General features: G+C 36.5%; 20 protein-coding genes. 6 read left to right on the top strand and 14 right to left on the bottom strand.

What is annotated here, in order from left to right; all coding sequences use genetic code 11:
* Nucleotides 1-202 precede the first annotated feature (202 nt).
* The 3 genes from AC1Q51_RS24820 to AC1Q51_RS24810 all read left to right on the top strand — a co-directional run bounded on the left by AC1Q51_RS24820 (nt 203) and on the right by AC1Q51_RS24810 (nt 2,618).
* On the top strand, nt 203-532 hold the full coding sequence (locus AC1Q51_RS24820; RefSeq protein WP_000283711.1) for a hypothetical protein: 330 nt from the start codon (nt 203-205) through the stop codon (nt 530-532).
* Between the two features lie 115 nt (nt 533-647).
* Nucleotides 648-1,739, top strand: coding sequence for a DUF3900 domain-containing protein (locus AC1Q51_RS24815; RefSeq protein ID WP_000345036.1), 1,092 nt, complete (start codon nt 648-650; stop codon nt 1,737-1,739).
* Between the two features lie 126 nt (nt 1,740-1,865).
* Entirely contained in the window at nt 1,866-2,618 is a 753-nt protein-coding gene (locus AC1Q51_RS24810; RefSeq protein WP_000587909.1) for a hypothetical protein, read from the top strand.
* Nucleotides 2,619-2,653: 35 nt separating this feature from the next.
* On the opposite strand, the gene AC1Q51_RS24805 is transcribed toward AC1Q51_RS24810, so the two are convergent.
* The 7 genes from AC1Q51_RS24805 to AC1Q51_RS24775 all read right to left on the bottom strand — a co-directional run bounded on the left by AC1Q51_RS24805 (nt 2,654) and on the right by AC1Q51_RS24775 (nt 7,130).
* Nucleotides 2,654-3,499 carry an exonuclease gene (locus AC1Q51_RS24805; protein WP_065229172.1) on the bottom strand — a complete coding sequence of 282 codons (846 nt, stop codon included), beginning with the start codon at nt 3,497-3,499 and terminating at the stop codon, nt 2,654-2,656.
* Nucleotides 3,500-3,687: 188 nt separating this feature from the next.
* Nucleotides 3,688-3,888 carry a cold shock-like protein CspB gene (cspB, locus tag AC1Q51_RS24800; protein ID WP_001179150.1) on the bottom strand — a complete coding sequence of 67 codons (201 nt, stop codon included), beginning with the start codon at nt 3,886-3,888 and terminating at the stop codon, nt 3,688-3,690.
* Between the two features lie 214 nt (nt 3,889-4,102).
* Nucleotides 4,103-5,002: a WD40/YVTN/BNR-like repeat-containing protein gene (locus AC1Q51_RS24795; RefSeq protein ID WP_000449497.1), complete on the bottom strand. Its 900-nt coding sequence runs from the start codon at nt 5,000-5,002 to the stop codon at nt 4,103-4,105.
* Between the two features lie 16 nt (nt 5,003-5,018).
* Nucleotides 5,019-5,462, bottom strand: coding sequence for a flavodoxin (locus tag AC1Q51_RS24790; protein ID WP_001062759.1), 444 nt, complete (start codon nt 5,460-5,462; stop codon nt 5,019-5,021).
* Between the two features lie 227 nt (nt 5,463-5,689).
* Nucleotides 5,690-6,310 (bottom strand): acetate uptake transporter, encoded by a 621-nt coding sequence (locus tag AC1Q51_RS24785; protein ID WP_000070938.1) that lies wholly within the window; start codon nt 6,308-6,310, stop codon nt 5,690-5,692.
* A gap of 86 nt (nt 6,311-6,396) precedes the next feature.
* Nucleotides 6,397-6,792 carry an NUDIX hydrolase gene (locus AC1Q51_RS24780; RefSeq protein WP_000620821.1) on the bottom strand — a complete coding sequence of 132 codons (396 nt, stop codon included), beginning with the start codon at nt 6,790-6,792 and terminating at the stop codon, nt 6,397-6,399.
* Nucleotides 6,789-7,130, bottom strand: coding sequence for an ASCH domain-containing protein (locus AC1Q51_RS24775; RefSeq protein ID WP_001268365.1), 342 nt, complete (start codon nt 7,128-7,130; stop codon nt 6,789-6,791). The genes AC1Q51_RS24780 and AC1Q51_RS24775 overlap by 4 nt, the downstream gene beginning before the upstream one ends.
* A gap of 110 nt (nt 7,131-7,240) precedes the next feature.
* On the opposite strand from AC1Q51_RS24775, the gene AC1Q51_RS24770 reads away from it, so the two are divergent.
* A complete protein-coding gene (locus tag AC1Q51_RS24770) occupies nt 7,241-7,798 on the top strand; it encodes a CatB-related O-acetyltransferase (protein WP_000966308.1) in 558 nt (185 codons plus the stop codon).
* A gap of 49 nt (nt 7,799-7,847) precedes the next feature.
* Here AC1Q51_RS24770 and AC1Q51_RS24765 read toward each other — a convergent pair whose 3' ends face one another.
* Nucleotides 7,848-15,320, bottom strand: a complete 7,473-nt coding sequence (locus AC1Q51_RS24765) for a DUF7507 domain-containing protein (RefSeq protein WP_492331782.1) — start codon at nt 15,318-15,320, stop codon at nt 7,848-7,850.
* A gap of 116 nt (nt 15,321-15,436) precedes the next feature.
* Between AC1Q51_RS24765 and AC1Q51_RS24760 the strand changes: the two genes are divergently transcribed.
* The gene (locus AC1Q51_RS24760; RefSeq protein WP_090977434.1) at nt 15,437-16,186 is read left to right on the top strand and encodes a (S)-benzoin forming benzil reductase; all 750 of its coding nucleotides are present in this window, start codon (nt 15,437-15,439) and stop codon (nt 16,184-16,186) included.
* Between the two features lie 35 nt (nt 16,187-16,221).
* On the opposite strand, the gene AC1Q51_RS24755 is transcribed toward AC1Q51_RS24760, so the two are convergent.
* The 6 genes from AC1Q51_RS24755 to AC1Q51_RS24730 form a co-directional block, all read right to left on the bottom strand.
* Nucleotides 16,222-17,055 (bottom strand): GNAT family N-acetyltransferase, encoded by an 834-nt coding sequence (locus tag AC1Q51_RS24755; protein WP_097924252.1) that lies wholly within the window; start codon nt 17,053-17,055, stop codon nt 16,222-16,224.
* 66 nt (nt 17,056-17,121) lie between these two features.
* A complete protein-coding gene (gene argH, locus AC1Q51_RS24750; protein WP_065229177.1) occupies nt 17,122-18,630 on the bottom strand; it encodes an argininosuccinate lyase in 1,509 nt (502 codons plus the stop codon).
* A 101-nt stretch (nt 18,631-18,731) separates the two neighbouring features.
* The gene (locus tag AC1Q51_RS24745) at nt 18,732-19,841 is read right to left on the bottom strand and encodes a serine hydrolase (RefSeq protein WP_090977429.1); all 1,110 of its coding nucleotides are present in this window, start codon (nt 19,839-19,841) and stop codon (nt 18,732-18,734) included.
* Between the two features lie 118 nt (nt 19,842-19,959).
* Nucleotides 19,960-20,892 carry a nucleoside hydrolase gene (locus tag AC1Q51_RS24740; protein ID WP_000756465.1) on the bottom strand — a complete coding sequence of 311 codons (933 nt, stop codon included), beginning with the start codon at nt 20,890-20,892 and terminating at the stop codon, nt 19,960-19,962.
* Between the two features lie 122 nt (nt 20,893-21,014).
* Nucleotides 21,015-22,448 carry a sodium/pantothenate symporter gene (gene panF / locus AC1Q51_RS24735; protein WP_001104824.1) on the bottom strand — a complete coding sequence of 478 codons (1,434 nt, stop codon included), beginning with the start codon at nt 22,446-22,448 and terminating at the stop codon, nt 21,015-21,017.
* A 3-nt stretch (nt 22,449-22,451) separates the two neighbouring features.
* Nucleotides 22,452-22,730: a YhdT family protein gene (locus AC1Q51_RS24730; RefSeq protein ID WP_000656237.1), complete on the bottom strand. Its 279-nt coding sequence runs from the start codon at nt 22,728-22,730 to the stop codon at nt 22,452-22,454.
* 273 nt (nt 22,731-23,003) lie between these two features.
* Between AC1Q51_RS24730 and dhaS the strand changes: the two genes are divergently transcribed.
* Nucleotides 23,004-24,488 carry an aldehyde dehydrogenase DhaS gene (dhaS, locus tag AC1Q51_RS24725; protein ID WP_000080279.1) on the top strand — a complete coding sequence of 495 codons (1,485 nt, stop codon included), beginning with the start codon at nt 23,004-23,006 and terminating at the stop codon, nt 24,486-24,488.
* Nucleotides 24,489-24,538: the final 50 nt, after the last annotated feature.

The raw sequence follows: 24,538 nt of genomic DNA, 5'->3' as shown, positions 1-24,538 counted from the left end.
TCAAGCAAAAGAAATACAAATCAAAAACCCTCAAGCTATTTTTTATAAAGTGAAACTTTAATCAGTGGGGTCTTACTGCCCGTTAATGCGGGATAAAGAAAAATCCCGTCAACATAAATAGGTATTTGCCGTGCCACCGCTCCGCTTTTGCACATACATTATGGTGAATTCAACCTATTTTAAAGAAATGGAGGATGTTATTATGTATCCCTACAATCCATATGATCCATATAATCAATATGCGTACCAACAACCACAGTATGACTTACAAGCACAATATCAATCTTATATAGATCAAGCAGAGCAAACGAATCCATATGACCAAAATAGACAATTCCAACTTCCAATCTCTTTTCCTGGCACTGGAAATCGTCAATTAGAAAGACGCGTAAATGAGCTTGAACAAAGAGTACGTCAACTAGAAAATACAGTTGAGCGCCATACACGTAGACTAAACCGCTTAAACCAACGTTTACGTACAGTAGAAAACAGACTAAACATTCCATTCGCAGCATTAGAAGACGGATTTTAATCGAGAAAATAAAAATTATATAAGGAAGGGGCTCCCCCTTCCTTATATAAATTGACGAAAGTTTTTTCCATCTCTATACTGATAAGAGTTAATGAAATGAAACAAGGTGATAAATATGGATTTTGAAATAAATTATCTTTCCTTTTATGTTGTACAAGTAGAAGGAAAAGGTGAAGCAGTTGATAAACGCTACAAACATTTTCAAACTTTAGACGCTGAAGAATATGAAGATAGCTCCTTAAAAGAATTTTTGAATGGTGAGTTATTAAAAATATCGAAGCGAAAAGTAGAACGTCATGCAAAAACAGAACAAGCCCCAACAAAAATTGGTCGCTTTATTGTAGAGGAAGGGCACGAACTTGATTCAAACCCTCATTACAACCTTTTTAATCGTATTCGCTTTGCAGAAACAAAGGACAACTTTAAAGATATGAGTGAACCTCTCGTTTATACATATCTTGACACAAGCGCTGTACGCGGTGGTGTATTTTTAATTGCTCAGGCAAAACTACGCAAATACTTTGATGATCCATTTGTATTCGTAATGAAATGCGACTTCGAACCAAAGGTTGCTTCTATTTCTGATGAATCAACACTGATTCGTAACGTTGAAATGGCCATCACAACAAAGAATATGAAATCTATCCAATACCCATACATGCCTGAAGAAGGTATGGTTGAAGTAGGCGAACTAAAAATACACCAAGCATCACATGCCCGCTACTTTGAAGACTTCTTAAAATTCGTCGAATATGAACGCTCTATGCCTGAAATTATGAAAACACAAGTAATGGACATGGTATACGACCAAATTGAAGATGTATTTGAAGAAGGTACGGAAGAACGCGAACAATTCGACCAAGCGATGGAAGTATGGGCTGCCAGTCCGAAACGCGAAATTATGGAACAATTTTCAACCGAAGAAGTAATGGAAGCAACTGCCCAAATCGTCGAGCATGCTCCTGAAGTGGAATTAAAACTAAAAGCAGATCATATCTCTGTGAAGGCTTTGCTTGCTGATTTCGGGGATCAAATACATATTGCAAAGGTAAATGATCGATACGTATTAATGATTGAGGCTGATACACTTACATTTGAGAAGGGCTTCTCTCCGATTGAGTTTCTGAAGCCAGATGAGCTGCAGGATGTGATTGAGCGGATTGAGAATAAGCAGCAGTATAGCTATAGTCCAGAAGGAATTGAATAGAACAACTGCAAAAGATCCTACCTCTATAAAAGAGGTAGGATCTTTCACATTAATCACGTATTTTCCTATTGCTATCATAAGACAACTTTCTAACGCTATATATTTGATTTAAGGAGGTAAATACATATGATCATTTACCATAGTCCTCATTCTTTAACTGAAATTAGCATGATTCCTATTGAAAAAATAAATCTATTGTATAATCCACACATTACAAAATCTTATTCTAAAAAAATGAACAGTACTATTGAATATCTTGATATATTTGATTTACTCTTACCAGTCGAAAAGCATCCTCTAAAAGATGAATACATTTTAGTTGGAAAATACGATTGTTACAATTTCATAACTAATAATCCACATATAAAACAAATCCCCTGTATTATTGAAGATTTTACAGAAAAACCTTCACAATACCTCAAAATACTTCGTAGACTTCATAACAAAGGCGATTCTAATAAAACCAATAGACAATTTATTTTAAATAAACTTGAGGAAAATCATTTCCCTCTATTACAAATTTTAAAGCAGACAGGTTTTACTAAAAATGATTTACGGGATTACAATTATAAAGTAACCGTTCCAAAAAACTACATAAACAGCCATACCACTGAAAAAACTATGAATTGGATTAGTGATTTAAAGTTAAAAAGTAATACTAAACAATTTTTATATAAATGCGCAGGTCTTCCAATAGGAAATCATAAAAGGTTAACTGAAGAGAAGAAAAAATTCCTACAACATTTCTTTGCACATGCAAAAGGATTTGAAAAATTAACTACTCCTCAACAGATTAACATTCTAACTAACGCCCTAAATTTCAAAGCAATAATGACTGCTCAATTACAGCAACAAATTAATCGCTATTTAATACGATGAATTTTAATTTATGTAGCTAGAAATAGAGGAGAATATCATTTAACCTCTACATTCTCCTCCATCTCAGCCAAATACCTAATCTGTCGTTCCGCTTTTCTCACTGCCGTACGAAAATGTTTTTTCAGGAGTTCTACTGTATTTTCACTTATATAATATCTTTCCGTTATACTTTCCCACGTGTCACTACTTTCAAATGTACTCCATTCAAAAGGGCGTTCTGTATTTTTCTTTAGTTCTTTAAACACCCATTTCCGCATCTTTTTTTTCGCTTTTTCTGTTAGTTTTCCGTTTTTTACAAGTTCAAGTTCACCATGTCTTTTGTATCGCTTATTAATATCTCTCTCGCTATACACTTTAAGAAGTATATTTGCTGTATTTTCGGCATCTGCTAAAGCACGGTGCTGTTTCCCTTCCCACGTTAAAGCGAGCTGTTCTACCGCAAATTGTAAACTTGGCGTATGTTCAAACAATTCCTCATATGCTTGGAAAACAAATTTTTGCAAATCAATTCTACTTTCTTTTTCTATAATGGGGCATTCAACACCATGTAATGTACAATCATGAGATAGAAAGCGATAATCTTCTTTTCCCCATGAAACAAATATAGAATCTTCTCCGATAAACTGAATAAATTTCTCTATAATTTGAGGGAATTTGTCTACAGCCATTAAATCTGTCTTCGTAATACCGGTTAATTTTGTTGTATGACGAGTTAATCGTGCACTTGGTTTTACTAACTCCGAAAATTCTTCAATTATCTTCATTGTACCTATTTCTATTTTTACAGCTCCGATATCAACTATTTCTGACGGATCTTCTGATTTATACGGTCTGAAATTCCTCTCAATATCAAACACAATGAAATGTGTAGCGTTTTTCAATTTATTTACCTCTTTCTAAATTCCTTTTTCACACAAACACTCTATTTTCAGTATTTATTTATTCATGTACTTTATACAAAAATCCTTCGAATAAATAAATGAAAATTCAGTCTTATTATGATATGTAAGTAGGAGGACATCTATAAAAATGCAAAAAAAAGAAGGGCGAGCCCTTCTTTTTTCAAAAATTACTTCTTGTTTACGTTAGTAGCTTGAGGTCCACGGTTACCTTGTTCTACTTCGAAAGTAACTTCTTGACCTTCTTCTAAAGTTTTGAAGCCTTCGCCTTGGATAGCTGAGAAATGAACGAATACGTCTTCTCCGCCTTCAACTTCGATGAAACCGAAACCTTTTTCTGAGTTAAACCATTTTACTTTACCGTTTTGCATGAAAAAAATCCTCCTACAATGTACCTATATGTACATATTCATTTTCAACCACCTTACAATAATAAGCCAGATATTAAAAAACTGCAACCCCTGAGGAGATTTAACATTGCTATCCTCCTCGGAAGTTACAGCTCATTTAAATCTCTATATTATTAAAAGTAAAATGGTTTAAACATACTATATCATATCAATATAATAAAAGTAAAGTTTTTTCTTAAATTATTTTTTGTTCCCACTGCATTGCTTTTAATTCACCTGATCCAGCTACTACATAACCATCTTTTTGATTAACAATGCGCCATCCGTGCCCTTTAACTGAATCACATACTGTAACAATACCTTCGTCAAGAAGTACACGGCACACACTACTAATACCCGCCTTATTTTGTGTTGAAGTTGTATATAAGACATGTTGGTCTACACTTAAGTCTAAATAACTACTTGCTTTCTGCTCACTTTGACATGTATGCCAATATATTTTTTCACTCGCAATACTGTCATCTATTTTACAATAAGAAATATTCCCGCTAACTCCCTTGCACGATCCACTTGCCGCTACTAAATAAGAATTGTGTAAAGTCAACGCAGAGATCATTTGATTCATCGTAATTTTAATCCTCTTTAATTTACGTGTCTTCAAATCAAAGAGCCAAACACCACCATACTTAGCATGTATTTTCGTACCAATAAATAAGTAATGTTTATATAAAAATAATGATCGAATAGACGGTGCCGCACTGCCATACTCAAGAAACGGATGAATAGTCTCCCATGTCGAACCGAAATTATTAGAAAGATACAGCGTTTTTTCTCCATGAGCAACAACAGTTCCTTGTACATTGCTACATACATTCCAACTTGTTGCTTTTGTTGGAAAACGCTGAATTGTCCAGTTCTCTCCACCATTCATACTACGAATAAAAATCCCTTCGTCACCTACACCATAAACTACATTATCTTCGCTATGTAAATCCCTAATTCGTTTTTGAAAACCATTTAAAATTCGTTTCCATTCTCCGTCTTGTTCAACAAATAAGCCATTATATGTAGTAGCTAACAACAGTTTTCCATCTCTTAACTTTGTAATAGCAGTTGCACTTAACATCGTCTCCACGTTGACACTCCCATTCTTAGAACTTCTCAGCAAATGCAATTGCAAAATTACTGCATTTTTCAACATCCTCTTGATCTTCTGGAGCTAATTCAATTTTCAGCCCTTCTTGTACAAGCTCTGCACCTCGTTCTACAAGGCGTTCTTCAAATATCGTTACCGCTTCACAAAACAGTTCATACGCCGTATCACCTGATCCGAATACCGCTACCTTTTTCCCAGCTAAATCTATATTTTCTAAGTCCTCATGAAAATCTTCCGCTTCAAATGGTAATTCACCATCGCCCCACGTATAAGATCCTAAAATGATTCCATCATAAGCTAATAATTCTTCAGCATCCATGCCTTCCATCTCTTGCAATACTACTTCATGATCAAAAGCATCTAAACTAACTTTAATTAAATCAGCAATACTCTCTGTATTTCCTGACATACTTGCATAAGCTATTAAAATTTTTGCCACTTTGGCATCCCCCTCTAACAATAAATGATTCTCATTCTCATTATATTAATAATGAGAATCAATTTCAATTGATTTTTTTCTACTTTTATTTACATTTCACATTACTTATTTCAAATAAAGTGAAACTTTAATGAGCCCTCACCAATCAGGATTTTTCAGACAGCCCACAAATAGAGGAATAAATAAAAAAAAGCACAGATGACTATACAATCATCTGTGCTTTTTTATTACTTTTTAAAAATACCAAAAGGCTTCCCTACTGGTAAAACAACTTTTCCGAAGTGTGTGTTTAACACTGCTGCTGCTGAACCATAGAAAGATAATAATGAAATAAGAAGTTCAGAATATGCTGCTAAATTATGCATTGCGTGCGGCATAACACCTAAAGTACTTAATGAAAGACCAATAAATAAGAAATCAATAAGGACGAAGATCATAAATAATACTTTATGTGTTTCCATTGCACCAATCGTCATAAAGATTGTGAAAATCAAATATCCGATAAAGGCTACACCAAGCTGTTTTGAATCTGCAGCTTGTGCTAATTTTTCGCCAAATACTCCAAGTTGAATTAACCAAGTCATTCCAACACCTAACCAAAATAGGCCGTACGCACCAAATGCTGTCGTACCGAATGTATTGTTATGCTTTGCATCGTGAATGCAAGCAAAGATTTGTGCAAATCCTCCTAAAAAGATTGCCCATGGTAATACAAGTGAAACGCCATCTGTTAAGCCTAACTTTTGAGATGATGCTACAAGTGTTACCATCGCTAATCCAAATAGACCAATTCCAGATGGATCCGCTGTTGTCATTTTCACATGATGTGTAGTAGTTTGATTGCTCATATAAACCTCCTGATTATAAACATACTCGAATACAATACTTAAATCAGAAGCCTATGTCAATGGTTTTTTTTGTATGTTGTCAGACGTTATATTTTATAATGATTAAATATATTTCCGACCACTTCATAAGGTTTTATATTCACTTTTTCCAACTCGTTTATCGGTAGCCATAACGGAATATAACTTCCTTTACCTTCCCGCTGAAATTCCTCAGCTGTTCCACTTCCGAACACTCCACCTGTAATATAGGCACCATAATAATATTCATTTCCTTTATATTTTACCTTTGCAATAAGGTGCTTCACTTTTATATGTAGCCCTAATTCTTCGTATACCTCTCTTTTCGTTGCCTCTTCAGGCGTTTCACCTTCCTCAATCCCTCCGCCAGGAAAAACATAATATATTTCCTCTTCTCGAATACGTTTTATAAGAGCGATTTTCCCTTCCTGTACAATAATAGCCGCCCCGCGATTTCTTATCATTTTATTTCCTCAATACGAATCGCAACTGTTCCCCACTCTTTTTCTTGTTCTTTCGTATATATTTTATATGTACTTTCTAACATTTCCTCTAAACTATCATTTTCACAATCCAATAATTTTTTATCAATTTGTTCATACATAGATTTAAAGCTCTCGTATCGCTTTATTTCCGTTACTTTTACCGTCATCATTTCTGTTGTCGTAAGATTCGTAAATACGATTTCATCACCTTTGTTTATTAGTTGACGTTTTTTATCGTATAGGCGTACTTCATATACTTTTTTTCCTGATTGAATTGACTGAAACGGTTTATTATATAAACCCATTTCGTATCGCATACATCCCACTCCCTTTTGTTCATTTCACCTATTAATACAGTTCACATTACTACATCTTGCATATAATATTCCATACGTATCACTTAATTGAGAAAGGAGGCTGAAGAAGCATGTTATATTTAAATCAAAAACCTGAATATAATAAATATGATATTGGTGATTATACTTATAGTAAAGTAGGGCCAACCATTTTTTCTTGGAACGATGAAACAAAATTAAAAATAGGTAAGTTTTGTTCATTAGCAGAAGAAGTCGTTTTCATACTTGGCGGTGAACATCGCGCAGACTGGATAACAACTTATCCATTTAATGCACTTTTTGATGAAGGAGCACATATTACTGGTCACCCTTCTTCAAAAGGTGATATCGTAGTCGGCAATGATGTATGGATTGGTTATCAATCCTGCATTTTATCTGGTGTTACAATTGGTAACGGGGCCATTATCGGCGCCAGAAGCGTTGTTACAAAAGACGTACCCCCGTATGCAATTGTAGCTGGTAATCCTGCAAAATTTGTTCGATATCGTTTCCCACAAGAAACGATTGACAAACTAGAGAATCTCGCATGGTGGGACTGGGACATTTCTGTTATAAAAGGAGCCATTCCATTACTACTCTCCGACAAAATCGACGAATTTTTCACCTCGCCCGAAAATGAATCTATATGATTAAAACAAAAAGAGCATCCAATTATTTTTCAGGATGCTCTTTCTGTTTTTATTTTTTATGTCCATGCAAATGATTACACGGAGAACATTGAAATGGAATCTTATCTAAGCAATTAAAGTTTGTTTCGCAAATTTGTTCAATCGTTGGAACGAATGGAATGACAACTATGTTACTTTCTACTATTTGTGTAACAGGTGGCAATACTGTGCCTACTTGATGTTCAAAACGAATACTCGCTTGATTTATATAATTTCCTGAACCATTTGGCGCGCTCTGTACTGCTACTTGGAACGAAACTGTCCTTGCTTCACCAGGATTTAAACTTCCGATAAGAAACCCTACTGCCGGGCTTACATTCGGCACTGGCGTATTATCAACCGTTACACTTCCAGGAACAAATCGAACACTACTATCTAACATATCTTGAAAACGAATATTTTGCATTACAGTATCACCCGTATTTGTGATGACTGTCGTAAACGTAATGACATCTCCAATTGTTGCTACCTGTAAATCTGCCGTTTTTACGACTGTCGTTGAGACATTTTGAGGAATAAACGGGATAACAACTGTATTACTATCACCTTCAACTACTACTGGCGGCTCATTCGGATTTACAGTTGCAAGCCCATTCGCTGTAGCAGTATTTGTAACTAAATTATTTACTTGCCCTCCTATTATTACAACTTGGAAATTAATAATTGCTGCATCATTTGGCTGAAAATCACCTAACGGAATACCAGTATTCGGATTAGCAAATGGAAGAGGTACATCATTTACCGTTACCGTACCATTTATAAATAGCGTATTCGGATCAATGATATCTGTTAACACAATATTGGTCACAGGAACTGTACTATCATTTATAACAGCGATTCCGTAAGTGACAACATCCCCTATCATTGCTACTTCAAAGTTTGCTCCTTTTGCAACAAATAAGATTGCAGTATTTACCGTCACTATAACTGTATTGCTTGTATCCATCACTGTAACTGGCGGCTCCCCTGGTACTAAAATATATTCTGCTAACGCCCCAGCAACGTTCACTACTGTACCACCATCCGGAAAACTTGTAATCGTAGCTTCATATGTTACAAGTGCCGTCTCACCAACTGGTATATCAGGTATCGTAAATCCAATCTGCGGATTTAACCCCGGTTGCGGAACCCCATTTATCGTTACACTATTTGGAACGAAATCAGCTTCCTGAGATAGCACATCGATAAATTGAACATTCATTGCATCAGCAGTACCAGTATTTAATATACGAACAGTATACGTTACCGTTTCTCCTACACCAACAACTGAATGGTCTACTTCTTTTAGCATATCTAAGCTGCCTCTATTTACCGGCGTAACCGTCGTATTACTTGAATTTGTAATTGTAGACGGAGGTTCTCCTGGAATCAATTCGAAATCACCCGTTACTCTTGCTGTATTCATAATGCTACTAGAAGGCGGAACTGCGATTACATTTACTTCAAATGTAATTAATACACTATCCCCTACTGCAAGATCAGGCAATGCAAAGCCTACAAATGGATCTAAACCTACTTGCGGAATCCCATTTATTTGTACACTTCCAGGAACGAATTCTAAACTAGGTGATGGAACATCGATAAACTGAACATTCGTTGCTGTTACCGTTCCCGTATTTGTAACTTGCACACTATACGTTAACGTATCTCCTAATCGTGTCGCTTCTTTATTTACAGATTTTATAACGCTGAATCGTCCTCTATTCACTCTAGTTATCGTCGTATTACTCGGCTCTGTTACTACAACTGGTGGTTCTCCTGGCACTAAAGTAAAGCTTCCTGTTATATTTGCAACGTTCGTAATTGTTCCTGATGACGGGATGTTTGTAACTGTCGCTTGAAACGTCACTATAACTGTTTCACCAACTGGGATATCTCCAACTCCAAATCCAGTAATCGGATTTAAGTTTGGTTGCGGGGCTCCATTTATCGTTACACTATTTGGTACAAATGACGCTCCTGCTGAAATGGTATCAACAAACTGAACAGCATTAGCTGTTACTGTTCCTGTATTTGTTATTTGAACCGTATACGTTAATATATCTCCAACGAGAGTAGCAACCCTATTTACTTGTTTAATAACATTAAATTGCCCTCTATTTACAGTTGTAAGTGTTGTATTGCTCGGCTCTGTTACTATAACTGGTGGTTCTCCTGGTACTAATACAAAACTTCCAGTTACATTTGCCGTATTGGCAATTGTTCCGTTTGATGGCGCACTAACAACGGTTACTTGGAAGATGACTTCTACACTTTCACCTGGATTTATATCTGGAAGCGGGAATCCGTTATTCGGATTGAATCCAGGTTGTAACACACCATCTATCGTTACACTGTTCGGCACGAATGCTATAGAGGAAGGTAATACATCACTATATTGAACATTCGTTGCTGGCACTGTTCCTGTATTTTGAACTACTGTTGTATATGTGATTGTATCGCCTACTGCAACAACCGGCTGACTCACTGATTTTAAAACATTCAAACCAGGCTCATTGATTTCTGTTAATGTCGTATTACTTGTCGTTGTTTCCGTAATAGGGGGTTCTGTTTCACTTACAGCAAATGTAGCTGTAACGTCTACAAAATTAACAATCGTTCCACCTTCTGGTATGCTTGTAACCACTTCCTGATATGTGACAAGTACAAAATCATCGACAGGTATATCTGGAACTGTAAAACCAATGAAAGGATCTAGTCCTGGTGCTGGTACCCCGTTTATGCTCACACTTCCTGGTACAAATGCTACACCCGCGGAAGTAGTATCGATAAATTGAACATTCGTCGCTGGCACTGTTCCGAAATTAAAAATCAATACATCATACGTTAATATTTCTCCTACCGTCGCTACTTCTTTATCTACTAGTTTCAATGGAAAAATAAACGCTATATTAATTGTCGTAACGACTAAATTTGTTAATATCGTTTCCGTAATCGGTGGTTCCTGCGGATTTGGTTGTGAAGTAAATGTAACATCTGCATCATTTAATATGACTTCATTATCTGGAATTTCTGTAATCGTCACTTGGAATGTGACCTCAATACTTCCACCAGCGATTAATAATGGAGTAACTGTAAATCCTATTTCTGGATTTAAACCAAGTTGCTGCACTCCACCTATCGTTACACTATTGTCAACAAACGTCGTTCCTTCTGGTATGACATCTTGGAAGAACACATCTGTAACAGGGATAATTCCTACGTTTGAAATGAGCACAGTATACGTTAATACATCCCCAACGGCCCCAGTTGCAACATCAACTGTTTTTGTTGCAGTTACTTCACCAGGAGGAGGTAACGGTATTGTAACTACCGTTGTATTACTTGAATTCGTTGTTGTTACAGGTGGCTGTAAAGGATTTAATAAGAAAGTGGCTGTAGCAGATGCTGTATTTAATACTGCTCCACGTGTAGACGGTGCAACTACCGTAACTTGGAACGTTACTGTCAATGATGTTCCAGCTGCAATATTAGGAAGCGGGAAACCAACATTTGGGTCAAATCCAGGTTGTGGCGTTCCATTTATCGTTACACTATTTGCTACAAAAGTTGTTTCTAAAGCAATTGGATCAAGGAAAGAGACATTCGTTGCTGTTACTGTACCGTTATTTCGAATGACAACAGAATACGTGTAAGTTTCTCCAAGTGCTGCTTGTTGTACAGATGAAGATTTTTGTATATTTAACTGTGCTGTGTTTACTTGCGTCACTACAAAATTACTATTTGTAACAGTCGTTATTGGAGGGTTTGCTGGATTTATAAGAAAACTTGCAGTAACGTTCGATTGGTTTCTTATATTTCCACCGCTCGGAACACTCGTCACTGTAACTTGAAACGTAATCGTAGCCGTTTGCCCGACCGGAATATTTGGTACCGGGAAACCTAGCATAGGATCCGCGCCTTGCTGTACGACTCCATTTATCGTCACACTATTTGCTACAAAGGCAGTACCAGACGGAATTGGATCTTGAAAAACAATATTCGTTGCAGGAACAGTTCCTGTATTTTGAATAAGAATCGTATACGTTAACGTATCTCCTACACCGGCTTGTAGTGTATTTACACTCTTCATTACATTAAGTGATCCTACATTCACTCGCGTCACAACAATATTACTAATCGTTACAATTGTAATTGGTGGCTGGAGAGGACTTACTTGGAAATCAGCAGTGACATTCGCATTATTCGGAAGAACTCTATTTGGTGGTACACTCGTGATTGTCACTTGAAAAGTGACCGTCACCATTCCTCCTACTGGAATATTAGCAAGTGGAAATCCAGTTGTCGGGTTTAAACCTGGTTGAGGTGTCCCGTTTATTGTTACACTATTCGCTACAAAAGTGGTTCCAACTGGAATCGGATCAAGGAATGATACATTTGTCGCTGTCACCGTTCCACTATTTTGTATACGAACTGTATACGTTAACGTATCTCCTACACCGGCTTCAGTAGCACTTACACTTTTCATTACATTTAACCCTGAAGAATTCACGATCGTCATAACAGTATTACTTGGTACTGTTACAGTAATCGGCGGCTCTGTTGGATTTACAAGGAAATCTCCAGTTACATTCGCATTATTTACAACATTATTTCCTTGGGGAATTTCATCAATTAATACTTCAAATGTAACAATAACACTGGCGCCAGTAGGCAAATTATTTAATGGGAATCCAAGTTCTGGATCTGCCCCTTCTTGTAAAACACCATTCACAACTACACTATTTTCAATAAATAATGTCCCTTGGGGAATTGAATCTTGGAAAAATACATTCGTAGCTGGTACACTACCTGCATTTATGACTTCTATTGTATATACTAAAATATCCCCTACTGTTGCAACATCCGTATTGACTGCTTTCACAACTTCAAAGTTTCCTGATTGTACTGTCGTATTCACAACATTACTCGGTACATTGATTGTTACTGGTGGTTCATTCGGATTCACTTGAAAGCTTGCTGTTACATTTGCTTGATTTAAAATATCTTCATTTTCTGGATTCTGTACAATTACTACGTCAAATGTGACTACAACCGTTTGAGCCGCAGGAATATTCGGAAGAGAGAATCCTGTATTCGGATTTAGTCCACTTTGCTGTACTCCATTAATTGTTACAGAATTTGCAACAAATGAAACAGCAGAAGAAATAGGGTCTTGGAAAAATACATTTGTTAACGGAACATTCCCTGTATTTTGGACGGCAATTGTGTACGTTAAAGTATCCCCTACCGCCGCTTGCGTTGTATTTACTTCTTTTATTACATTTAAACCGCCTGTATTAACTTGTGTCACAACTGTATTCGTTTGTCTATTAATTGTTATCGGTGGCTGATTCGGAATAACGACGAAATTAGCAGATACATTTCCGCGATTCGCAATCGTACCTCCCGATGGTGTAGATGTTACTCGTACTTGAAATGTAACAGTCCTACTTCCGCCAGGAGATATATTAGCTACTGTAAACCCAGTCGCTGGATTTACCCCAGGTTGTGAAACCCCATCCACAGTCACACTATTTGCGATAAATGTCGTTCCAATTGGGATCGGATCTTGAAAAATAACGTTCGTTGCAAGTACATTTCCTGTATTTTGAATTGTTACCGTGTACGTAAGAACGTCGTTAACCGTTGCAAAAGCTTTATCCACTGTTTTTCTCGTTGTTATATCAGCTATATTAATTGTCGTAACTACAGTATTACTTGTCGCTTGCCCTGAAACTGGTTGTTGACCAGGCACTGGAGTAAAGTTAAATGTTACACTCGCACGGTTTGGAATTGGATTGACAAGAGGGTTCGATGTTACTCGAACTTGAAAGCGCACTACAGTCGTTTGCGATGCATTAATACTTCCAAGATTAATACTACTTGCTGGATTCGCTCCTGGACGCGCTACTCCATTTACCGTAACGCTATTTGCGACAAATGTTGTTCCAGCAGGGATACTATCAACAAAAATAACATTGTTCGCAGTGACGTTTCCATTATTTGTGACATTAACTGTGTACGTTAATACATCATTAAGTGTTGCCGTCTGTAAATCTACAGATTTTTGCATACTAATAGTTGCTTGGTTCACTGTCGTTTGTACTGTGTTTGAAGAAGACGTACTTGTAATAGGAGGACTACCAACGAAGGGACGGAATTGATATGACACCATTGCACGATTTAAAATAGGATTGGGATTCGGGAATGATGTTATTCGAACTTGAAATGTAACAATTCTTTGCGTGTTATTTGGGATTGTACCTAAATTAATTCCATTAGCAGGGTTTGCATTCGGCTGTGTTACTCCCCCTACCGTAACACTACCTGCAACAAACGTCGTTCCGTTCGGAATACTATCACGTAATACAACGTTTTCTGCACTTCCTGTTCCTGTATTTGGGACCGTAATTGTATAAGTGAGAGTATCCCCTACCCCCGCGACTGTTCTATTAACTGATTTAACAGGATTAATAATTGGACCTGTTGCATCAATTTGAACACCAAAACCAGCTGCTGCGTATCCATCTCCATTTGTAACAAATCGAACCGTTGCTGATGTTTGACTGTTTACTAAAGATGAGGAGGCATCTACATTCGTAATATCCCACCCTTGTCTTCGGACGGCCAAAGCTACCCCTAACGGCTGATTCAAATCTCCAAACGTGCCGCTCGTATCTAAATTTCCACTATCATTACAAATTTGTGACTGAAAGAAATTATTCGCAGGATTTCTCGGTCCGAATAATGCAACTGTAGCATTTGCATTCGGCCCAAAGCGAAGTTGATCTCCAACAATGTTAGAATCACCTTCTTGAGCAGTTACGAGCACTCTTCCTGTAACAGCTCCTGTTGCCGGCGTAGCAAAACCTGAAATTGTAGCATCAACTGGCGGGGATGAAGCATCGATAATTTCTTGACCTGCATATACTGACAAATTTCGAAGTGGTAAACTTGCATTTTGATACACAACCTCAAGCGTCCATCCAGCTGAACGACTGATTGTTGGGTCGGCTGAAGTTCTTGCAGCTGGCACAGCACCCGTTGTATATGTGCCTGCTCCACCTGCACTAACAAGATTTGTTACATTGGCAGAGCGAGCATAATAAAATTGATTTCCTACTGAACCTTGCTGCGCGGTAGCAGGATCTGGCGTAACAGAAAACGTCCCTGCTGGCGTTGTAAATGTAATGTTATCATTTAAAAATGGTAACACATCTTCCGTATCAGTCCGGAAAGTACCAGCCCAAACTAATTCTGCATATAATACACTGCTTCCCGCTGGAAGATTTAAAATTGCACTTGAAGAATTCAATTGCCATTCATCTGTTGTCCCTGCTGGGAACCCTGGTACTTGCAATGCTGTATTTACTGTCGTAAACACAGCAAGTGTACCAAAAATATTACCTGGTGCAGGTGATGTAGGGCTAAGTCCCAGCGTATTCCCAGTAAACGTGACGGCACCAGGTACTGTTGTCGTAAACCTATTTATAAAAGGCACACAATCATCTCATTTCAATTATAGTAAAAAGTGCTCTATACTATAAAATGTAGACAAACTATACAATGTACGTTGTCCAACAAAATTCCGCACATATGAGAGGGGTTTATAAAACTATGCGCTACGTTATCATAACAGGAACTTCACAAGGTTTAGGTGAGTCAATCGCTACGCAATTATTAGAAAAAAATACAACTGTCATCTCTATTTCTAGAAGAGAAAATAAAGAGCTTACAAAACTTGCAGAGCAATATAACAGCAATTGCATTTTTCATTCCCTAGATCTTCAAGATGTACATAACTTAGAAACTAACTTTAAAGAGATCATTTCATCTATTAAAAAAGACAATGTATCCTCTATTCATTTAATTAATAATGCGGGTACAGTTGCACCTATGAAGCCAATTGAAAAAGCTGAAAGTGAACAATTCATTACGAACGTTCACATTAATTTACTTGCACCTATGATTCTTACATCTACATTTATGAAACATACGAAAGACTGGAAAGTAGATAAACGCGTTATTAACATTTCATCTGGTGCAGGAAAAAACCCTTACTTTGGCTGGGGCGCTTATTGTACAACGAAAGCTGGTGTAAATATGTTTACACAGTGCGTAGCAACTGAAGAAGTAGAAAAAGAATATCCAGTAAAAATCGTCGCTTTTGCACCTGGTGTTGTTGATACTAATATGCAATCACAAATTCGTGAAACAAATAAAGAAGATTTCATAAATTTGGACCGCTTCATTGCATTAAAAGAAGAAGGAAAACTATTACCACCTGAATATGTTGCGAAAGCTATTCGTAACTTACTAGAAACTGAGGACTTCCCTCAAGGCGAGATTATTAGAATTGATGAATAACAAAAAGGTGTGCTAAAATTGCACACCTTTTTGTTTTACTTCTCTAAAAATATAAGCACAGACTCCGCAATTTGCTCATAACCAATTTCTTGATAAATTTTATTCGATATCGGATTCGCTAAATCAGTATATAACGTAGTCGTCTTGTACCCTTCATCTAACATACGTTGACTAAGTGCCGCTACACAATTAGATGCGTATCCCTTTTTCCTTGCTTCTTTCGGCGTGTATACGAAATTAACTGTTATATTATTTTTAGTTGGTCTCGTTTTTGCAGCTACAGAAACAAGTTTCCTATCTACTTCCAAACCAAACAGTCGATTTGTAGTTATTAATGTATGCGCAGTTTGTTTTGCTTCTTCTTTCGTAGTAGGAAGCTTTACGTCTTCACAAAATTGATATATCCACTGTTCTATTAATGGTAATTCATCATTATTTACCGCCCGGAAAAGTCCGTTCGCATTACACTTCTTCTTTACTCTGTTCAGCTCATACACACCTTGCTCCATTGCAACATTCATTTTCTTATTTTCTAATACCGCAATCTCTTCCGCTAATTTCTGTACAATTTTCTTATTACCGATCAATCCAGGAATATCCGGATATACTTTCGTTAACTCTTTTGCAAGTTCCTCAATAGCTACTCCCGAAATTTCAGAAGTTGCAACAATGATTTGTTTCTTCTCTTCTGTTTGCAGAAATACAACCGCAATGTCTTCTCCTTGTTTCGCTACCCCCATAAATATCGGTTCTTGAACCATTTGTAATACACCTAATATGAGATTGTTTTCCTGCTCATTCTTTTCTAGAAATGGTGTAACATCTTCTTTAAAATGAAAAATCTCTTCATATACATGTAATTGAATCATCGACAATCTCTTCTCTCTATTTATATTTTAATTAAGTATTGGCGATTAATTCATTAAATCCCTCTTTTACGATTCAATAATATTCAAAGCTAATGTATTCAAGGCATTTTCAGCTTGTAAAATTCTCTGTTTTTCCTTTTCAAATACATCTTCTTCTTTTCGAAAGGACTCTTTTCGATTTTTAATCATACGCTTCATTTCTTTTTTACTCGGTCCACCGTATACATTTCTTTTTTGAATAAAAGCTTCTGGCGATATAATTTCTTTCCACTCTTTTTCTAATAAATTTATTTTAAAATGTTCTTGCAAGTACATATTTATCTCTTTGAAGTGTAATTCATGTAGTTCTTTTTTCTGCTCCAATGACATATTTGCAATAGCACTTGCTGCATGATGAGCATGCCGAAATGGAATTTCATAATTTTTCGTTAAAACATCAGCGAAATCCGTTATCGTTATTGCATGTTTATAGGAACGACTTTTTAACGTTTCTTCTTCTACTTTCATCGTTAGGATCACTGCATTCATCATACAAAAAACACGAATCGCCTTTTCAATCCCTTTATATAAATATGGCTGCAAGTCATCTTCCGTATCAACAATATCACCAAATGGTGTATTATGAATCATTTGAAATACTGTAAATGCTTCTCCTAAAGCACTACTCGTAATTGCACGAGCGTGTTCAATTGAAACCGGATTTCGTTTTTGCGGCATAATACTACTAATTTGTACATATGGCTTTGCAACAGTAATACCGTCATATTCTTTCGTTGCTAACAACAAAAAGTCATGAATCCATCTACTCGTATTCGTCATCATTACCATAAGTAGCGAGCTAACTTCTAATAAATAATCCGCTCCGGCAACAGCATCATATGAGTTCTCAATTACAGTTGTAAATCCAAGTAGATGAGCAACTCGTTCTCGTTTAATCGGGAAACTTGTTGTAGAGAGTGCAGCCGCCCCCATTGGAGACTGATTTAAAAGCTGGTACGTTTTTTTCATTCGTTCTAAATCTCTTTGCATCGTATCATAAATTGCTAAAGTATAATGACCAAATGTTGTTGGCTGTGCCGGTTGTGTATGTGTATAAGCTGGCATGATCGTTTCCTTATGATCATCAGCAAGTTGCAGTACACTTTCTTGCAATAGCAAATAATGTTCCATTAATCGTAATATATACCGCCTTAAACTCATGCGATACATCGTTACACCCATATCATTTCTACTTCTACCAATATGCATATTACTTACAAAATCGCATTTCGCTTCTTGAGAAATTAAATGTTCGATTAAAAAAAAGAGGTCTTCATGCCGCTCTGTATATACCAATTTATCTTTTGGTATTCGCTCTACTTTTCTAAGTGCGTTTAATATAACTTTAGCTTCTTCTATTTTCATTAAACTTTCTTCAGTCAGCATCGTAATATGTGCTTTATGCACTTGAAACATATCTTTCAATAAGTAATTTCGTTGAAAATCAAATACATGTTGTAATACACAATCCACATATGTTTTTCCAGGGAAATCAGCGCCTTCACTCTTTATAAACTCTTCCTTACTCTGTTTCATCACCTTTTCCCCTCTCACCTAAGTATTACTACCCATCATACCCGTTGATAGAAAAAAAGTGCCTGTACATAAAAATAAACTCGGTGCTCTCTGCACCGAGTTTATTTAATAAAAGTCGCATCATACTTATCACTTTGCAACACTTGGAAATGTAAGTTTGCTAAATGTTTCCGTATTTCTGCACTATCGTCTTCATTTAAATTATTCGCCAAAAACACAATCTCTGTACAGTTTCCATGTTTATCCATAGCGTAAACTGCTTTTGTAACCGTCCATGGTGTGTAACCATTCTTTTGCCCAGCATGTCTAAATGTTTTACGGTATTTCTTGGCACTCATGTCTGTTTCAACGATATTTGCCCACACTTTTTCTTCAGCTTCTGTCAAGCCACCTTTATGGTTTGCCTTTTGAAGTAATACCATATAATCATTTGCAGAAGCTGCTGGTAATCTATCTGACCAAATTTTGTCGTAACGTTCCTCTAAATAAAGCGGAATTTCCTTCTGTAATAATGGTCCCTTCTTCTTTAAGCGTTCATGAATAATCATCGAATATTCACGATATTGCTCTTGAGACATTTCTTTTAACTTTTTCTCTATTTTATATTTTGGAACATGTAATTCTTTATGCAAATATCCCGGGATATACAAAGATGAAACGATTGGAAATAGTGGTTGATGTGCAGGAAGTGATAAACTTTGTAAATTTCGATTGATGTTGTCTAATCCTAACAATTCCATTAAGTATTCAGCATTTGCATTCGAACTAAACTTAACCATTCCTTTTGCCACTTCTTCTAAAGAAACCGCTCCTTCAGTTATCTTGCCCGTCTTCTCCAAATACTTTTGCCATCTATCTTGTGCACCACCATCTGTATTCGGCACATAATAGCGATTCACATCGTTAATCGACACGAAACTAGACGAATCAATTTTCCCTTCAGTAACTTGTTTCGTATATTCAAGCGCCACAATTAATTTCATCGTACTTGCAACTGGCAATACAACATTTGGGTTTACAGAATAAACAACTTTATCATTTCTCTTTACTAGAAGCGCACTATTTTTTTCATCTTTATGTTCTTCAATAAAAGATGCAATATACTGTGCATCATCATTATTTGAACTCCACACTTTTTTCACTAAAAAGTTACCCGATATTAGCAAAACAAAAATACCCACAATTACTGCGCATACTATAGTTTTTTTCAAGTAAAATTCCTCTCCTATTGTGTAACTCTTCTCTATTTATCATTTAAAAAACAAAATAATGGAGATGGTCATTTAAATAACCATCTCCATTATTTTAACTTGTATGCTCCTATTATGTCTACGTCATAAATTTCACAAAATCCTCAAGAAACTTTTTATAATGTAACGACCAACCAATTCGCACCCAATTTTTTAATGCTTTTGCATCAGGTTGAGGCCGAAAATCAGCAATACTCTCTCCTTTTGCAATTCCAGCTGTATCTACATCGACACGACGATATACATAGTCTAAAAGAGATGGATTTGCCGCAACCATCATTGTAACGACGTCATGTACTGGGCTTCCTTTTATTTTCGGATTTAACTTTCTATAAGCTTTATAATAATACGTAAATATCGGCTCGATTAACTTATTAAAACTCGTTTTAGAGTGTTTCGTAATATATTTTACCATTTCCGGCGTAATAATTGCTTCAGATGTAACGTTAAGTGGTACTAATGTCACATTTTTAGCATTTTGCATAACTAATTGCGACGCAATCGGATCACCATGAAAATTCGCCTCTGCGACTGGTGTTACATTGCCAGGCATTAAGAAAGCACCGCCCATTATATAATATTCTTTCACATACTTCATCATCGGCTTTTCTAAAATAAATGCCGTCGCTAGTGTTGTTGATCTACCAGCATCGACTATTATTAATTCCCCTTTATATTTTTCAAGAAGATCAAAAAATGCACAAAAAGGCTTTATATTTGGCGAAAAAGTTTTTGGAGGTTTAATTGGCCCTAAACCGTCTGCCCCATGAATTTCTGGATAATACGTTGTAACATCTCCGGATAAAGGAATTTTCGCACCATTAATAACAGGTATATCTTCCCGTCCTGCCATTTGTAATAAATATGCGGCATTACTTGTCGCCTTTTCTTGTGTTACATTTCCATATCCCGTTACTACTCCAACAATATCAATATCAGGATGCAACAATCCATACATAATTGCTAAAGAGTCATCAATGCCTGGGTCTCCTAAAAATAACACTTTTTTCATCGACCTCAACTCCATCCCCTCAGTTGTTATTAATTTATGAATAAACGTGGATATACAGAATAAAAAAGAACAAATTCATACGAAAAAACGCAGTCTTATAAGGACTACGTTCTTCAGCTAACCTATACTGTTTTTTTTACAGCACTCATACTTCCAATAACATAAGCGATAAACGCAAAACAAATTGGGAAGACAACTGTATGTATACCGAACGGATTTGGATAGAAAAGATGAATACACATATATGAACCTACTCCAACGAAAATGGAAGCAAGCGCTCCTGTAGCATTTCCTTTTCTCCAATATAACCCTAATACGATTGGCCAAATGAATGCTGCTTCTAATCCACCGAAAGAAAATAAATTTAGCCATATTAAAAAATCTGGTGGTTTAATCGCCGCTGCATAAACGAGTAGCCCTACAATACCAGTAATCCACAAACTTCCTTTTTTTATCGTACTGTCTGCTGCATCTTTATTTATGTAATTTACGTATATATCTTTAATAATTGACGAGCTTACAAGTAATAATAAAGAGTTTACTGTAGACATAATCGCCGCCATTGGTGCAGCTAAGAAAACTCCAGCTAACCAAGGTGGCAACACTTCCATCGCGAGTAGCGGCATTACTTTATCTGGTACCGTTATACCTGGAAGTACTACTCTTGCAAATACACCTGTTAAATGCATACCAATCATAATTGTACCAACGACAACTGTTCCAATTATTAAAGCTTGGTGCATAGCTTTTGAATTTTTATAAGACATGGCACGCACACTAATTTGCGGTAAACCTACAACGCCAATTCCAATTAAAATCCAAAATGATGTAACATATGATTTCGTTAAACTGCCATCTGCTCCGAATGGTGTAATTAAATTTGGATTAATTTGAACAAGTTCCTGCATAATCTTTTCAATTCCACCACCAGCAATGACAGTAGCAATTAAAATGATTGTCGTTCCAACTAACATAATGATTCCTAATAATGTATCTGATAGCGCGACTGCACGAAATCCACCAATTAATACGTACACAAGTACAGAAAAAGTAAATAAAAATAGTGCTGTTGTATACGATAGACCCGTTAGTGACTCGATTAATCGTCCACCGCCGACCCACTGGGCTACTGTCGCTGAAAATAAAAAGATAATAATACATAACGCAGAGAGTATAACAACTGCTTTATTATTGTATCTTCCTTTTAAATAATCGATAAGAGTAATTGCTTCCATCTTCCTAGCAATAATTGCAAACTTTTTACCGATAACCGTTAAAACGATATATCCTGTTACAACTTGAATCGCAGATAATAGTACCCATCCAAGCCCCATATTGTAAGCAATACCGGGACCACCAATAAAGCTACTTGCACTACCGTACGTAGCAATCATTGTCATCGCTAATAATAAACCGCCTAACTCACGCCCACCAAGAAAATATTCTTGTAAAAATTTATTATGTGCTGTTGCTTGCACGCGTCTTGAAGCATATACACCAATTAAAAATACAACGATAAACGAAATTATCATTGGAATGATTACATACCAATTCATCTATTATTCCTCACTTTTTTCTTCCTCATCGAGTGAAATATCTTGAAATACAAAACGAACAACTAAACTAAGTAAAATAACCATAACGATAAATCCAACGATACAGCTATAAAAAAACCATGCGGGAAAACCTAATACATATGTATATTCACTCGGATCTTTACTACCAAGCCCATAAGCAAATCCGTACCATATTATAAAATTAATAATAGCAAGTCCAAGACCAATTAACGCTTCTCTATGGGCTATTCGAAAGCGTGGATCATCATGATAATCTTTCATTTTTCCCCCTCCTCTCACGATGTATTATTGTACCATTGTTCTTCTAGTTTTTCCTACTAGAAAGCAAAAACAAGCAGGATTTTTTATAATCATATAGAAGCTTCTCTTACATTACATATTTTTTACAATTGTAACACAAATGAAATTTGAATTTTCAGTATTTATTAATTATGATTTTAATTAGAGGCTTTCCATCTAGTTTCCACATCCTTGATTTCGGAATAAGCGCCGTCTCGTACTGCGTTTACATTATATTTTCAAGGGGGTTATACAATGAGTCAACTAGCTGTAAATCTTCATGAAAAGGTAGAAAAGTTTCTTCAAGGTACAAAAAAGTTATATGTGAATGGATCTTTCATTGAAAGCGCTTCCGGTAAAACATTTAAAACACCTAACCCAGCAACTGGTGAAACACTTGCCGTCGTTTCTGAAGCTGGTCGCGAAGATATTCATAAAGCTGTAGTCGCAGCTCGTATGGCTTTTGACGAAGGTCCTTGGTCTCGTATGAGCACTGCTGAGCGAAGCCGTCTCATGTACAAGTTAGCTGATCTAATGGAAGAACATAAAGAAGAGCTTGCACAGCTCGAAACATTAGATAACGGAAAACCAATCCGTGAAACAATGGCAGCAGACATACCACTTGCAATTGAGCATATGCGCTATTACGCTGGATGGGCTACGAAAATCGTTGGTCAAACAATTCCTGTTTCCGGTGATTACTTTAACTATACACGCCATGAAGCTGTTGGTGTCGTTGGTCAAATTATCCCTTGGAACTTCCCGCTTCTTATGGCAATGTGGAAAATGGGAGCAGCGCTTGCTACAGGATGTACAATCGTTTTAAAACCTGCAGAACAAACTCCACTATCTGCTCTATACTTAGCTGAATTAATTGAAGAAGCTGGATTCCCGAAAGGTGTTATTAATATCGTACCTGGATTCGGTGAATCAGCTGGACAAGCTCTCGTTAATCATCCACTCGTTGATAAAATTGCATTTACCGGTTCTACTCCTGTCGGTAAACAAATTATGCGACAAGCATCCGAATCATTAAAACGCGTTACACTTGAATTAGGCGGTAAATCACCAAATATCATCTTGCCAGATGCTGATTTATCTCGCGCGATTCCTGGTGCACTTTCTGGTGTTATGTTTAACCAAGGACAAGTATGCTCTGCTGGGTCACGCTTATTTGTTCCGAAGAAAATGTATGATAATGTCATGGCTGATCTCGTCCTCTATTCTAAAAAACTAAATCAAGGTGTCGGTCTTAACCCTGAAACAACAATTGGTCCTCTCGTTTCTGAAGAACAACAAAAACGTGTAATGGGCTACATTGAAAAAGGGATTGAAGAAGGAGCTGAAGTACTATGCGGAGGAAGTAATCCATTCGATCAAGGCTACTTCGTTTCTCCTACAGTATTCGCTGACGTAAATGATGAAATGACGATCGCAAAAGAAGAAATTTTCGGTCCAGTTATTTCTGCAATACCGTTTAACGATATTGATGAAGTAATTGAACGTGCAAATAAATCACAATTCGGCTTAGCGGCTGGTGTGTGGACAGAAAATGTTAAAACAGCACACTATGTTGCAAGTAAAGTACGTGCAGGTACAGTATGGGTAAACTGTTATAACGTCTTTGATGCAGCATCTCCATTTGGAGGATTTAAACAATCTGGTCTTGGCCGTGAAATGGGATCTTACGCATTAAATAACTATACAGAAGTAAAGAGCGTTTGGCTTAACTTAAATTAATGAGAAAGAACCTGACCTACCTGGTCAGGTTCTTTTCATTATGTATTCCT

It is taken from the genome of Bacillus sp. MT94, assembly GCF_058792475.1.
Note: the sequence above shows the minus strand (reverse complement) of the source record. Positions and strands in the feature narration are given on the sequence as shown.